This is a genomic window from Thauera sp. DNT-1 (genome assembly GCF_055393985.1).
Genome location: NZ_AP043752.1, coordinates 397618 through 411586, shown reverse-complemented (window position 1 = coordinate 411586; position 13969 = coordinate 397618). Strand labels below are relative to the sequence as shown.

Sequence of the window (13969 nt, the reverse complement as noted above, 5' to 3'; positions counted from 1 at the left end):
CTAATCTCCGGGAGATCATCCACTTGGACGATGCCAATGTCGACGCATGCTCCCGGCGCCTCCAGGCTCCGGCTTGCCATCAGCGATGCCGGTGTTCAGCCACCACTGGCTCATCTTCTGGCCCATCAACGCAGCGAGGAGCCGGACGTTGAGCTTTCGCTCTCCGAAGCCATCCTTGGTCGCCAAATCGAGGGCTTGCTGACTGGCTTGTACGATGTCGGGTTGGCAACGTCAGGAGAGGAGCGCAGCGGATTGACTGCCGAGCCCATCTGGCGGGAGCCGCTTGCGCTCGCAGTGCCGGCGCGCTCTCCCCTCCTCGCCTACACGCACATCCCGTTGCCCGAGGCGCTGCGCTACCCGATGGTGTTATGGGATCCGACAGCCTGCACGGGCATCCATCGGCAAGTCGATCGCATCCTTCACGACGTGACCGACGCCCCAATCGTGGCCGAGCGCGTCGCGTCCTCCGCCTTGATGATGACCCTCGTGGCTGCAGGCTACGGCACCGGCTTGGCGCCGGCCACACAGATCGTGGCCTATCGCCCGCTCGGCGTGGTGATGCGACCGCTGGCCGGGCTATCGCCGCAGTTGATCACCTACCTGCTGCGGCCGAAAGCCGAAGCCAGCGACAGCGTGTCCCGGTTCGCCCGGCGCGCCATGCGCGTCGGTTCGATGCGCATGGGCGATCTGGACGGGGCGTCATCACCGGATTCGCACTAGACCACCTGCCTCAGTGCCGTCACCGCGCGTTCTGGCTCGCCGAGCAGACCCAGGACGCCAAGCACCGCATGCATGGCGTCGCGGGCGGCGCCGGCGACCACCGCCTCCAGCGGGGACAGTCCGCCCAGCGCATCCACCGGCTCGCACAGGGCGCGATATAACATCCAGCTGTCGAGGTCGCCGACGCGCGCCAGGACGGCACGAGTGAAGTCCTGGCGCACCGGATCCAGCTGCCAGTCCGGAATGCGCTGCCCCCGGTTGCCCATGCTGAGCGACAGCAGGCGACGGGCCTGGATGTCTCGGTTGATCTGATGGCGCGACTTGCCCACCAGCTTGGCGAACGCCGGCAGCGGGAGGTTGTGGGGCGACTCGAAGGTCGCCAGCACCAGGGCCCGTTCGCGCTGGATGTCGGTCAAGACCGGCTGAGGACGCTGATCCTTGCGCGCGACGAGCGTGAGCACCGGGGATCTCTCCAACTCATCGCCCTCGCCTGCCGCCACCTCGGCGGGTGCGCTCTCCACATGACCGTCGCGGATCGGAAGGGGCTCGACGGCGGGAACGGGCGGCAGCCGACGGTCCCGCGGCATCGAGGGCGCCATCTCCGGATCGGCCTGCAGGCCTTGCATCTCCCACTGGTCCAAGCGGTCCGCCCAGTCCTGCATCATGGCCCGGCGCTGCTCCACGTACTCGGCGTGGTTGTAGCTCGCCCGAATCTGATTGGTGTCGGCATGGGAAAGCTGCGCCTCCACCCAGTCCTTGTGGTAGCCCAACTCGTTGAGTGCGGTCGAGACCGTCGCCCGGATACCGTGGCCCGTGAGCTGGTCCTTGTAGCCCATGCGCTTGAGCGCGGCGTTGAGGGTGTTCTCGCTGATGCGCTCCCTGGGCTTGCTGCGGTGTGGCAGCAGGTAGCGCTGGGCTGGGGACTTGGCGCGGAGCAGTTCCCGTACGATCGCAACAGCCTGCCGAGGCAGTGGCACCAGGTAGGGCGGAATCTCCGTGCAGTCCTTGTTCTTCTTGCGCATCTGCTCCTGCAGTTGCTTCACGTTCTCCGGGGGAACGATCCAAAGGCTGCGCTCGAGATCGAACTGCTCCGGCACCGCGGAGCGCAGTTCGCCGGTACGCACGCCGGTGAGCAACAGCAGGCGCAATCCCAGTTGCGTGTTGAGATCGCCGCCATAGTGGCGCAGCTTCACCAGGAACGCCGGGAGCTGTTCCATGCGCAGAAAGGGGTTGTGCTTCACGCGCAGCTTCGGCATCGCCACGATGTCGAGATCCGCCGCCGGGTTGCTCTGCAGCTCGACCTCGACCATCGCGTAGCGGAAGAGCTGGTTGAACCAGGTCCGGCACTTCTCGGCGGTCGTGTGTGCGCCGCGACGCTCGATCTTGCGCAGGACCTCCAGCAAATCGGCGCGCGTGATCTCAAAGATGGATTGCGGGCCCAGCGTCGGCAGCAGGTCCTTCTTGAAGATGCGGTCGACCTGCGACAGGGTGCTTTGGCGCCCGGCCTTGAGGCTCAGCGCCTTGAAGTCGCGCCAGGATCGAAATACCGCCTCGAAGGTGTTGGAGGCGGCGAGGAGCGCCGCCTTGCGTTCCTGCCGACGGTGGATGCGGGGGTCGACGCCCTTGGCGACGAGCGCGCGGGCTTGATCCCTGAGTTCGCGGGCTTCCTTGAGGCTGATCTCGGGGTAGGTGCCCAGCGAGATGCGGGGTTGCTTGCCGGCCCAGGAAAAGCGGAAGTGCCAGTTCTTCGCCCCGCTGGCGCCGACGAAGAGCGCCAGGCCGTCCCCGTCCTTGAGCGTGTAGTCCCTGCCGGTGGGTTTGGCCAGACGGATTGCTGTGTCTGTGAGAGGCATCGTACATCTCCCCGTCTCGTTGGATTGAGGAGAGATGTACCGCCAGCAGCGGGACCACACCCGGAGGAAACCGAACCGCCGCTCGCCCCGATTGATGTACTGGAAAATGTACTAAAAATCCGTGGCTGGGGGTGGCTTCCAGCGGACGCCGCTGGAATGAAAAAAGGGACCGAAGTCCCTTTTTTCAACCACTTGCGGAATTCAGTGGAACTCCGAAGCAGTGCATCTGGAGCGGGAAACGAGTCTCGAACTCGCGACCTCAACCTTGGCAAGGTTGCGCTCTACCAACTGAGCTATTCCCGCCCGGGAAAGACCGCCATTATAGACACAATTCTTAGCTCGTCAACCCCTATCTGCGCTTTCTCGCGATCCGCTTCATTCTTCCGTCTCGCGCAGCAGCGGCATCGCGCGCCGCAGATAGTACCCCATCGACCATAGCGTGAGCGCGGCGGCGACGTAGATCAGCACTTCTCCGGCCAGGCGCAGGTCGAGACCGTACAGGGAGGCATCGAACAGCAGCATCGGGATCGCGACCATCTGCGCGGTGGTCTTGAGCTTGCCGACATAGGCCACGGCGACGCTGGCCGACTGGCCGACCCGCGCCATCCACTCGCGCAGGGCCGAGATGGTGATCTCGCGACCGATGATGACGACCGCGATCAGCGCATCCACTCGACCGAGCTGCACCAGCAGGATCAGCGCGGCGGCCACCATCAGCTTGTCGGCAACCGGGTCGAGGAAGGCGCCGAAGGCCGAGGTCTGGCCGAGCGCGCGGGCGAGGTAGCCGTCGAACCAGTCGGTCACCGCGGCGGCGACGAAGATCACCGTGGCGACGAGGTTCTGGGTCGCGATCGGCATCCACGATTCGGGGAGATAGAAGAGGCCGACGAAGACCGGGATCATGGCGATCCGCGCCCAGGTCAGCGCATTCGGAATGTTGAGCGGCATGCCGGAGGGCGACTCGCAAAGGTTCGGGGAGCGGCGAGTATATCAAGCGCCCATACGCGCGTAGGGACGGCCGCATTCCGTGCGCGCGCGCAGCGTGCCGAAAGTCCCGCCCTGCGGCGCTTCCGGTGCACACAGGCACGCGCGCGCTAGGTAAGATCCTCGACAAGCATCCATCTTCCTCGCATCGGCCGTTCCGGTCCCTTCCAATGCCTGCCCCCAGCTCCCTGGCCGCCTGGAAATCGCTCCAGCAGCGCCGTCGCACCCATCTCCCGCGCTCCCTGCGCGAGCGCTTCGCCGCCGATCCCGGGCGCGCCGCACGCATGCAGGCCAGCGCCTGCGGCATCACCCTGGATTACTCGAAGAACCTGCTCGACGACGACGAGCTGGTGCTGTTGCTGCGCCTGGCCGACGAGGCCGATCTCGCCAGTCGCATCCGGGCGATGTTCGGCGGCGAACGCATCAACACCACCGAGGTCCGCGCCGTCCTCCACGTGGCCCTGCGCTGCCCGCCGGGGGCACACTGGCCAGTCGGGGACCTGGACGTCGCTGCCGAGGTGCATGCGGTGCGGGCGCGCATGCGCACGTTCTGCCTGCAGGTGCGCGGTGGCGACTGGCGTGGCCACGGCGGCGAACGCATCACCGACGTGGTGAACATCGGCATCGGCGGCTCCGACCTCGGTCCGGCGATGGTGTGCGAGGCGCTCGCGGACCACGCCGGCGACGGCCCGCGCGTGCACTTCGTCTCCAACGTGGACGGCGTGCACATCGGCGACGTGACGCGCCGCTGCGATCCGCGCAGCACCTTGTTCGTGGTCGCCTCGAAGACCTTCACCACGCAGGAGACGCTCGCCAACGCGCACGCCGCACGCGCCTGGCTGGTGGGCGCGCTCGGCGACGAAGCCGCGGTGGCGCGCCACTTCGTCGCCGTGTCGACCAATGCCGCAGCGGTGCGCGACTTCGGCATCGACACCGCAAACATGTTCGGCTTCTGGGACTGGGTGGGTGGGCGCTTCTCGCTATGGAGCGCGATCGGCCTGCCCATCGCGCTCGCGCTCGGCCCCGATCGCTTCGACGAACTGCTCGCCGGCGCGCACGCGATGGACGAGCATTTCCGCACCGCTCCGCCTGCCGCCAACCTGCCGGTGCTGATGGCGCTGCTCGCCATCTGGAACGTGAATTTCCTCGACGCCGCCAGCCAGCTCGTCGCACCCTATCATCAGCGCCTGCACCGCCTGCCCGCCTACCTGCAGCAGCTCGACATGGAATCCAACGGCAAGTCGGTGCGCCGCGACGGCACGCCGGTGGATTGCCGCACCAGCCCCATCCTGTGGGGCGAGCAAGGCATCAACGGCCAGCACGCCTATTTCCAGCTTGTGCACCAAGGTACGCAGCTCGTGCCGGTGGATTTCATCGGCGTGCTCGATCCCGGCCGAGAGGACGAGGCCCTGCACCGCATCGCCTTCGCCAATCTGGTGGCGCAGGCCGAAGCGCTGATGCGCGGCAAGACCGCCGCCGAAGCCGAGGCCGAGATGCGCGCGGCCGGCGTTCCCGAGGAACGTATCGCTGCCCTGCTCCCGCACCGCGTGTTCCCCGGCAATCGGCCGAGCAACGTGCTGCTGCTCGATCGGCTCGACCCCTTCACGCTCGGCGCCCTGATCGCAGCCTGGGAGCACCGCACCTTCGTCCAGGGGGTGGTCTGGGATGTCAACAGCTTCGACCAATGGGGCGTGGAGCTCGGCAAGCAGCTCGCCGCGCGCGTGCTGGCCGAGCTCGACCCGCACGCGGCCGCCCCCGCAGCGGACGCCCACGACGCCAGCACGCGCGGCCTGATCGAGCGCTATCGCGCCCGCCCGCGCTGAGGGCCTCCTTGCCGGGCACCGGAAGGCGCGAAGGCGGCGGTCCGGTCTGCGCCCGCGCCGCACTCTGCATCGCCCGGCCCACGGTTCGCGGCCCAGCGTTCTGGCAGCGTTTGCACGGTGGCTGTCCGGGACCGCAATGGGCGCGGGGTGGGGGCGAGCATAAGATGAAGGCCTTCCTTCACCACCACGACCGGGATCCGCAGCATGCTCGCCTTCCAGGACTACTACCCCGAGAATGTCGCCCACTGCTATGGCTGCGGGCGCCTCAACGGCCAGGGCCACCAGATCAAGACCTTCTGGGAAGGCGACGAGACCGTCACCTGCTACCACCCCAAGCCCGAGCACACCGCAATTCCCGGCTTCGTCTATGGGGGCCTGATCGCCTCGCTGATCGATTGCCACGGCACCGGCACGGCCGCCGCCGCGGCCTATCGCGCCGAAAACCGCCCGATGGACAGCGAACCGCCCTTCCGCTTCGTGACCGGCTCGCTGCACGTCGACTTCCTGAAGCCCACGCCGATGGGCCCGGAGCTCGTGCTGCGCGGCCGCGTCAAGGAGATCAAGGGTCGCAAGGTGGTCGTCGAGGCGCAAGTGTGGGCAGGCGAAGTGATGACTGCGCGCGGCGAGGTCGTCGCGGTGCAGATGCCCGACAGCTTCAAGGCCTGAGACCGGCCCGTTGCAGCCGGCGCACGACGACGTCGCCGGCACCGTCAAGCCGCCACTGTCGCACAAACACGACCGCGGCCACACGCACGGACGCGCCCATGCGCATACCCACGCTCGCGACGAGTCCCGCCGGACACACGTGACCTGCCAATGCCGCCAACCTGCCTGCCAGGCTGGCACAAGTGACAGAACGGCGCGCCGGCGCCGCACGCCGGTTCGCCCGCAACGCCGCCCGATCCAGCCATTTTCCACCTCACCCGACGCTGGCACGATTCCTGTTAGTGAATGGGAGACGAGGCTCGGACCTCATCCACCACGCATCCGGACGCGGCTCGAGCGCAGGCCGGACGATGTTGCTCGGGATGCGGCTCCGCCGTACCCATCCACCATCCGCCCCAGGAGTGCTCCATGCAGAACAAGCTGCTCGCCGACAAGTACCCGATCCATGTCCTCGAGCTCGGCAAGAACGAGACCGATCACGCCCACCTCGACGACCTGATCGAGGCGATCGAGGCCAAAGCCGAGGCCGACCCCACCGTGCGCCTGATCGCAACCTTCGACCACCTCGGCCATACGAAGCGGATCGGCGGCGAGATCCGCCCCGACATCCTCGCGGCCAAGAACCTCATCTTCTGCTTCGGCGTGAAGCTGCTCGACCCCGTCATGATGGCGGTGCGCCCGCGCTCGATCGGCTTTGCCGAGCTGCCCGACCGCTTCGTGATCAGCTTCCTCGAAGCGCCGATGCCCGAGGCCAACCGCAAGATGATCGAGTGGGTCAGCGCGTTGCGCAAGGCCGCCTGACAACCCGCCCCGCCCGCGTAAGCGGGCTCGCACCGCCATGTACTTCCATCCCCTGCACAGCCCGGACTCCAGCCTGATTGGTTACCTGCTCGCCGACCTCGACGAGCAGGAGGCGGTGGTGATCGACCCGCCACCGCGCCAGACCGAGCTGGTGCTCGCCCTCCTGACCGAGCGCAGCCTGCGCCTCTGCCATGTGCTGCGCACCCATGTGCACCGGGCGGACGCGGCCGATTGCAGCGCGCTGTGCGACTGCACCAGCGCGCGGCTGGTGGTCGGCGAGGCGGCGGCGCTGCCGCAGGACTGCAGTCGCGAGGCGATGCGCGTTGCGCACGGCGCCCGGCTGGTGTTCGGCAACGAGGTCGTGCGCGTGCTCGGCACGCCGGGTCACACGCCCGGCTGCCTAAGCTACCTGTGGCGCGATCGCTTGTTCTGCGGCGACGCCTTCGACGTGGGCAGCTGCAGCGCGGGCAACCGCGAGGCCGACCCGGGCCTGTTGTTCGACACCCTCACCCGGCGCCTGTTCACGCTGCCGGAGCAGACGCTCGTCTTCCCCGCGCATCCGATCCGGGGTCGCCACGTCGCCACCCTAGGCGAGCTGCGCGCGCGTTACGCACCCCGCCTGCAACAGAGCCGTGACGGCTTCATCACCGACATGATGCAGCGCCGCGCCCGCCCCGCCGCGCCACGCGGCACCGCAGCGGCCATCGAAGGCTGAATCAGGGCTCGCCCAGCGGCTCCGCCTCGATCGGCCCGCCACCCTCGACGCGCGCGGCGAACTCGTCTGCCAGGCGGGCGCTCTCCGCGATCGCGCGCCGCCACACCACCGCGCGTCCTGCGTGGTCGGCGCCATAGGTCTTGAAGTCGCGCCGATCGGGCAGCTTGGCGTTGGGCAGGCGGGCGATCCACTCGGCGTCCGGCACCAGCAGCACCACGTTGTCCAGGCGCGCGGTAGCGCGATGGCGCGTGCGCAGCGACTTGTCCAGCCAACCCGGAACGACGCTGGGCTGGAAATGCGGGTAGAGCACGAGCCGGGGCGCCTCTGCACGGGTTTCGTTGCGCGGCCGCCGCCCCATCGTCGTCTCGCCGTCCTCTTGGCTACCCGCATTCCCGGCCATCCTGCCGGGACTGCGCTCGCCCGCGCGTTGCGCTACCGCAAGGCTGTTCCCCTCCCCGCGCAGCAACGAGGCGTAATCCAGGTGCAGATGGTAGTCGGTGATGCCGCCATCCCAGTAGGCACCCGGCGGGGCGCCGGGAATGTCGTGCACCGCCTGCAGCCAGAACGGGATCGAGCAGCTCGCCACCAAGGCCTCGAAGGCGTTGTGCGGACCGAGCGCGCAGACGCGCCCGGCGTAGTCGTCCAGGGCGAAGGGCAGCGCGTCGCGCGGATCCGAGAACACCACGCGCTCGAGCCATTCGCCCATGCGGGCGCGGCTGTGCAGGTTGGCAGCGTAGGCGCCCGCATAGCCGGCGAGCGTGCGCAGCCGGCCCTCGCGCCGCAGCAGGGGATGCACGCCGCGGCTGGTGAAGAGGTGCAGCCTGTATCGGGGGTGGTGCAGCAGCTCGTCGCTGCGCCCGCCCAGATGGCTGGCGAGGCGCGCGCGGAAGGCGCGGCTGACCGCCGCCGCGCCGGGTTGGCGCACCGGGCGGCCGCTGGCGCGCGCCTTCTGCACCTCTTCGGCGTCGAGATAGCTCTCCTCGATGTAATGACGCGCCATCTCGGCGAGCTCGGCGTCCGCATCGGGCAGGCATGCGCTGGCCATGCGCCAGGCGCCGATCGAGGCGCCGAGCAGGTGCACCGGCGCACCCGCGCCCGCCAGCCAATGGCCGAAGACGAAGCGATCGAGCGGATTGAGGATGAGGCCCTTGGGGCCGCCGGCCGCGCCGGGGATCGCAAGGACGTCGGCGGGCGCCAAGCCGCGCTCGCGCAACTGCGCACGCGCCGCCGGACCAGCCAGGATGCGCAGCGCCGGCTTCATCGCGCCGTCGCCTCCGCGCGGCCCCTCACGGCCTGATCGGCTCCCACCCCGGGTGGTCGTACTCGCGACCGTAGAAGTTCAGCGTCTCGGTGACCCGCAGCAGGCCGAGCCGCTTGGCTTGCAGGCGCGGCGCATCGCGCATGAGCCCGGCGCCATCGCTGATGTCGCCGAGCAGCCATTGCAGGTGGCGGCCGGGACGGCTGTGGAAGTCGCGCCCCTCGCTGATCATGGCGACCTGGCGCAGGATCTCGCCGGCGAGCGCGACCTGCGCAGCCTCGTCCATGGCCGGGTCGGACACGCGTGCGGCGACGGTCTCGCGCAGTTGCAGCATGCCGGCGCGCAGCTTCTCGTCGGCGGGGCGCGGCAGCTCGTCGGCCGATGCCTGCAGCCTGGGTTGCGGGCGTGTGTCGTCGGCGGCGAGAACGGGAACAGGGGCGGCACACAGCGCCGCGATGGCGGCGCTCAGGAAGGCGAGGCGCATGCACGATCTCCGGTTGGATGCGAACGGTCGCCATCCTACCCGGGCGGCCCCTGAAAGCGCTTGAACTGAATCAAGCCGCCACTGTGTCCTGCACCACGACGACACGTTGCCCGGGCGCATCGGCGTACAGCGTGGGTGCCTGCGCGGGCTCGGCCACGTGCACCACCGTGCTCCAGTCCGCGTCGTCCGGCAGCAGCGTGCCGAGCCGGTTGGGCCAACGCAGGATCGCCGCCTCGTCGAGTACGTTGCCCGCCATCCGGGGGAACAGCGCGAAGTACAGCAGGTCGGCCTCGATCAGCTCGTTGAGGAAGTGGGTGCCGAGCGAGACGTCGGGCACCAGGTGCTCGTGCATGGCGACGATCTCGCACAGCGCGGCGACGTGATTGATCTCGGAGAACAGCACCGGGATGCCGAGAAAGGGGTCCTTCGAGCCCCAGCGCCCGGGGCCGAGCATCAGCACGCAACGTTCGTCGGCAAGCGCGTTGAGGCGGCCGAGCACGCGCGTCACCGCCAGGCGGCGGGCCTGGTCGAGCGCGGCGAAGGCAGCCGGGCGCACCAGCACGATGCGCTCGGGGCGAATCACCCGGCTCGGTCCGATCACTGCACCGCACGCTTCCACCAGGCGCGGCGCGTCGGCCGGCGGCTCCACGCCCTGCACGCCCTCGACGCTGCGCACCTGCATCGGCCGGCACTGCAGCAGGTTGATGCGGTAGCCGCCGTCGGGAACGAAATTGAGCGCGAACTCGATCTCCACCGGATGCGCGTAGGCCGCGTGCAGCGCGCGCAGCAGCGTGCGCAGGTCGGCGACGAAATCGGTGTGGGCGATCAGCCCGTCGAAGGTCAGAAAGGCCGGACGGTCCTCGGCCTCGCGCGTCGTGAACAGCGCGTGCGGAAAATCCGCATGGCCGCGCACGAGTTCGGCGAACGGCCCCGAGACCACCTCGCCGCGCTCCAGGTCGAGGCTGTCCATGCGGCGCTGGGCATGGCGCGCGATCGCACCGAAGCTGGTCTCCGGGCGCAGTTCGGGCGCATCGAGCGCGATCAGGCGGGTGTAGTCGTCGTCGGCGCGATCCACCGCACGCGTGCCCAGACCGGCGACCAGGCGCACCACGCCCGCCTTCATGTCGATGCGCGGGTTCCACGGGTAGGGATTGACCGACAGCCCGACGCCGGCCGCGTGCGGGTTGAACCAGCGCCCGCCGGCGGTGCCCGAGACGCGCATGATCAGCAGCGCCATCTGCTCGTGCTCGTCGAGCAGGCCGCGGCGCTGGCGGTAGCGCAGCGCCGACTCCGACAGCGTGCTCGCATACACCTGGCGAACGGCGTCGAGCAGCGCGGCGAGGCGCTCCTCGCGCGTGCCGCGGTTGGCGCAGAACACGCTGTCGTACTGGCCGGCGAAGGCGTTGCCGTAGCGGTCCTCCAGGCGCGAACTGGAGCGCACGATGAAAGGCCACTCGCCAAAATAATCCAGCATGCCCTCGAACTGGCGCAGGGTGGATTCGGGGAAGCGGCCGCGCAGGATGCGTGCGCGGGCGCCCTCCTCTCCGTCGAGGCCCTGGAGGAAGCAGTCGGCCTCGCGCTGGCGGCGGCGCACCCACCACAGCCCGTTGATCACGAAGAAGGTATCGAAGACCTCGCTGCCGACATGGAAGGAGTCGTGCGCCTCGAGGCGGGCGTGCAGTGCAGGCGCGTCGCGGCGCACGATCGCGCGCGCGATCAGCATGCCCGCGGCCTTGCCGCCGATGGTGCCGATGCCGATCATGCGCGCGCGCACCGCGAGCAGGTCGTCGAGGTTCAGGTAGCGCGCGATCAGCTCCTGCAGGCCAGCCTCGTCGGGAAACAGCAGGCCCGCCAGGCGGGCGAAGGCGGCGGCCTCGCCGGCCAGCTCGGGCGCCCCGGCCGCGCGCAGGGCGGCGAAGGTTCGCGCCTGATCGAAGAGGCGCTGCCAGTGGCTGCGGATCTGTTCGTCCTCCAGCCCCTGCCAGCCCGAGCCCGCGAGGATCTCGGCCACCGTGCCGCTGTCGGCGACCGCGCGGAAGCGATCGCCCGGCTCCCAGGCGTGGATCAGGTTCATCGCCGCGGCCGAGCGGTGCTGCACCTTGATCGGCCGGATGTAGAGCCGATCGCGGCAGCGGAACACGTCGAGCAGGTACTGCGTCGTCTCGGTGATCATGTCCATGCCCGCGCGCGCATGTCGATGGCGCAGCACGCCGAAGTAGGTCACCGTGTCGAGGTCGAAGAGCCGCGGGCAGGTGAGGCGAAAGAAGTTGCCGAGCATGCGGTCGGACAGCCAGGCGTCGGCGAGGTCCGAAAGGCAGTCGAAGACATACATGGTCTCGCGACCGGCGGCCTCGATCACCGAATGCACCTGATCGACGAAGGCGTCGAAGCCGTCCTCGGGACGCGGGGTGAACAGCTCGGCGCCGCTGTCCCCGGCGAGCAGCGGAGGATGCGCGGCGAAACGGAAATAGATCAGCCGCCGTCCCTGCGCCTGCGCCGCGGCCGCATAGGGCAGCACCAGCGCGCGGTAGTCGTCCAGCGCCTGCACCTGCCAGACGATGTTGTCGCCGCGCGCCACGCCACGCAGCATGGCGTCGAGGTCGGGCAGGCCGGTGGTCGGGGCGAAGGTGGCGGGGAGCGTGGGAGCGGACTTGGCGGGAGACGTGGGAAGATCGGACGGGATGGGTCCGGCCGACGTCGGAACGGCAGAATTCATCAGGAGCTCCTCGGACAAGGCCTGCGAGCGCGATTATGCGCGCAAGCCCCGCGGGAACTTTCCCGCAGCTTGGCATTCTTCTTGCCTTGCAAACCGTCGAACGATCGTGCTGCGGCATCATCGGCCGGCGGCCGCGCGCCCTCGTGCCGGGAATCCGCCCCTTCCCGCCTCGCCTTCGAGTTCCGCAAGAGCCTAGACCGGCACCCGACGCATCACTCCCGACTCCTCACGCCCGAAATGTCCCGACAGCCCCTCGCCCGCATCCTGCTCCTCGCCCTGCCCGCCGTCCTGCTGCTCGCCTGTTCGTCGGAGCCGCCCGATACCCACCCGGACAAGCCGGTCACCCAGCGCCGCGACGCCTTCAAGGCCATGCTGCGCAGCACCGAGCCCATGAACACCATGCTCAAGGACCGGCGTTTCGACGCCGACCAGTTCGCCAGCCTCGCCGAGCAGCTCGCCGCGAAGCGCGACGCGCCGTGGAAGCACTTCGGCCCTGGCAGCAATTACCCCCCCACCAAGGCCCGCCCGGCCGTCTGGGAAAAGCCCGCCGAGTTCGAGCGCCGTCGCAGCGAGTTCATCACCGCCACCGACCGCCTCCTCGCCGCCGCTGCGGCGCGCTCGGAGGAACAGGCGCGCACCGCCCTCGCAGCCGTTCAGGACAGCTGCAAGGCCTGCCACAACGACTTCAGGCGCTGAGGCGGCAAGACTGCAGGCGCGATTGCGGAACCCGCGGTCCCACCGCGCGTCGTCGCATCTCCTGCGCCCGATCGCGACTCGCGTCGCTCCCACGGTGCGCTTCCGGAGACGCCGCGGTCTCGCGCAAGTGCGATTCCAGCGTACGAGATCCCGCCGGGCGTTCCCGAACCTCATGCGCTCCGATCGCGACTCGCGTCGCTTCCGTCCTTGGCCCTGCCGCCGACACTCAGCAAGCGGGTTGGTAGCGGCGGCCTTGCCAGCTTTCCCTCCGCGCCAGCTCTGCACTCAGCCGCGGGGCGAGCTCGGAGAGGCGGATGTTCCACTGCGGCGCCAGCTTCAACGCCGGGGGAACCTCGCTGCCCAGGCGCTGGAGCAGGATCGTGGGCGCAAGCCGCTCGACGAAGTCGGCCAGCAGCGCGATGTACTCGTCCTCGGCGAGCAAGGGTACGCTCGCGGGATCGCGCTCCCAGTCGCGTGCCATCGCGGTGCCCCTTACCAGCTGCAGCTGATGCAGCTTGAGCGCCGCCACCGGGAGCGCGGACAGGCGGCGCGCGGCTTCCAGCATGCCGGCGCGCGTCTCGCCGGGCAGGCCGAGGATCAGGTGGGCGGTCACCCCCAGGCCGCGCGCCGCGGCACGCCGGATCGCCTCCTCGCTGCAGGCGAAATCGTGGCCGCGGTTGATCCGGCGCAGGACTTCGTCGTCGCAGGACTCCACGCCGATCTCGAGCTCCACGATGTGCTCGCGCGCGAGCTCGGCCAGGTAGTCGAGTACTACGTCGGGCAGGCAGTCCGGCCGCGTGCCGATCGCGAGCCCGCAGATGCGCGGGTGCGCGAGCGCGGCCTCGTAGCTCTCGCGCAGGCGCGCGAACTCGCCGTAGGTGTTGCTGTAGGTCTGGAAGTAGGCGATGAAGCGCGCGGTGCCGGGATAGCGCCGGTCGAGGAAGCGCAGCCCGGCGTCGATCTGCTCGCCGATCGGGTCGCGGCGATCCAGGTAGCCGGGGGTGAAGCCGGCGTTGTTGCAGAAGGTGCAGCCGCCGCTGCCCAGGGTGCCGTCGCGGTTCGGGCAGGTGAAGCCGGCCGCCACCGAGACCTTCTGCACCCGCCCACCCCAGCGCCGCTTCACGTGGTCGTTCCAGGCGTTGTAGCGGCGCTCGCCGAAGGGCGAAACCGCGTGCGGCTCATCGACCGGATCCAGCACCGGAGAGTGAACGCAGGGAGAGACGAGTGCGGGAACCGGGTTCATGCGGGGAGCG

At 69.3% G+C, this 13969-nt stretch carries 12 protein-coding genes and 1 tRNA gene; 6 read left to right on the top strand and 7 right to left on the bottom strand.

The window, feature by feature from the left end:
* The first annotated feature begins 36 nt into the window (after positions 1–36).
* On the top strand, positions 37–720 hold the full coding sequence (locus ACZ5PP_RS01845; protein ID WP_052484356.1) for a LysR family substrate-binding domain-containing protein: 684 nt from the start codon (positions 37–39) through the stop codon (positions 718–720).
* Here ACZ5PP_RS01845 and ACZ5PP_RS01840 read toward each other — a convergent pair.
* The 3 genes from ACZ5PP_RS01840 to pgsA all read right to left on the bottom strand — a co-directional run bounded on the left by ACZ5PP_RS01840 (position 717) and on the right by pgsA (position 3521).
* Complete coding sequence (locus ACZ5PP_RS01840; protein WP_052484355.1) at positions 717–2573, bottom strand: tyrosine-type recombinase/integrase; 1857 nt, start codon at positions 2571–2573, stop codon at positions 717–719. The two genes, ACZ5PP_RS01845 and ACZ5PP_RS01840, sit on opposite strands and share 4 nt — an antisense overlap.
* Positions 2574–2800: 227 nt before the next feature.
* Positions 2801–2876: transfer RNA gene (locus tag ACZ5PP_RS01835), tRNA-Gly, on the bottom strand.
* Between the two features lie 72 nt (positions 2877–2948).
* Positions 2949–3521: a CDP-diacylglycerol--glycerol-3-phosphate 3-phosphatidyltransferase gene (gene pgsA / locus ACZ5PP_RS01830; RefSeq protein WP_012585317.1), complete on the bottom strand. Its 573-nt coding sequence runs from the start codon at positions 3519–3521 to the stop codon at positions 2949–2951.
* A gap of 206 nt (positions 3522–3727) precedes the next feature.
* Between pgsA and pgi the strand changes: the two genes are divergently transcribed.
* The 4 genes from pgi to ACZ5PP_RS01810 all read left to right on the top strand — a co-directional run bounded on the left by pgi (position 3728) and on the right by ACZ5PP_RS01810 (position 7562).
* Positions 3728–5380, top strand: a complete 1653-nt coding sequence (gene pgi, locus ACZ5PP_RS01825) for a glucose-6-phosphate isomerase (protein WP_464826645.1) — start codon at positions 3728–3730, stop codon at positions 5378–5380.
* A gap of 204 nt (positions 5381–5584) precedes the next feature.
* A complete protein-coding gene (locus ACZ5PP_RS01820; RefSeq protein WP_464826644.1) occupies positions 5585–6046 on the top strand; it encodes a PaaI family thioesterase in 462 nt (153 codons plus the stop codon).
* A gap of 408 nt (positions 6047–6454) precedes the next feature.
* Positions 6455–6847, top strand: a complete 393-nt coding sequence (locus ACZ5PP_RS01815; protein ID WP_374616118.1) for a DUF6858 family protein — start codon at positions 6455–6457, stop codon at positions 6845–6847.
* A 37-nt stretch (positions 6848–6884) separates the two neighbouring features.
* Entirely contained in the window at positions 6885–7562 is a 678-nt protein-coding gene (locus tag ACZ5PP_RS01810; protein WP_464826643.1) for an MBL fold metallo-hydrolase, read from the top strand.
* A 1-nt stretch (position 7563) separates the two neighbouring features.
* On the opposite strand, the gene ACZ5PP_RS01805 is transcribed toward ACZ5PP_RS01810, so the two are convergent.
* The 3 genes from ACZ5PP_RS01805 to ACZ5PP_RS01795 form a co-directional block, all read right to left on the bottom strand.
* A complete protein-coding gene (locus ACZ5PP_RS01805; protein ID WP_464826642.1) occupies positions 7564–8823 on the bottom strand; it encodes a patatin-like phospholipase family protein in 1260 nt (419 codons plus the stop codon).
* A gap of 25 nt (positions 8824–8848) precedes the next feature.
* Entirely contained in the window at positions 8849–9304 is a 456-nt protein-coding gene (locus tag ACZ5PP_RS01800; RefSeq protein ID WP_464826641.1) for a hypothetical protein, read from the bottom strand.
* Positions 9305–9374: 70 nt separating this feature from the next.
* Positions 9375–12020 (bottom strand): PEP/pyruvate-binding domain-containing protein, encoded by a 2646-nt coding sequence (locus tag ACZ5PP_RS01795; protein ID WP_464826640.1) that lies wholly within the window; start codon positions 12018–12020, stop codon positions 9375–9377.
* 237 nt (positions 12021–12257) lie between these two features.
* Here ACZ5PP_RS01795 and ACZ5PP_RS01790 point away from each other — a divergent pair, with 237 nt between their 5' ends.
* Entirely contained in the window at positions 12258–12716 is a 459-nt protein-coding gene (locus tag ACZ5PP_RS01790; RefSeq protein ID WP_004301224.1) for a c-type cytochrome, read from the top strand.
* A gap of 226 nt (positions 12717–12942) precedes the next feature.
* On the opposite strand, the gene mnmL is transcribed toward ACZ5PP_RS01790, so the two are convergent.
* Positions 12943–13959: a tRNA modification radical SAM protein MnmL/YtqA gene (mnmL, locus tag ACZ5PP_RS01785; RefSeq protein WP_012585314.1), complete on the bottom strand. Its 1017-nt coding sequence runs from the start codon at positions 13957–13959 to the stop codon at positions 12943–12945.
* Between the last annotated feature and the right edge of the window lie 10 nt (positions 13960–13969).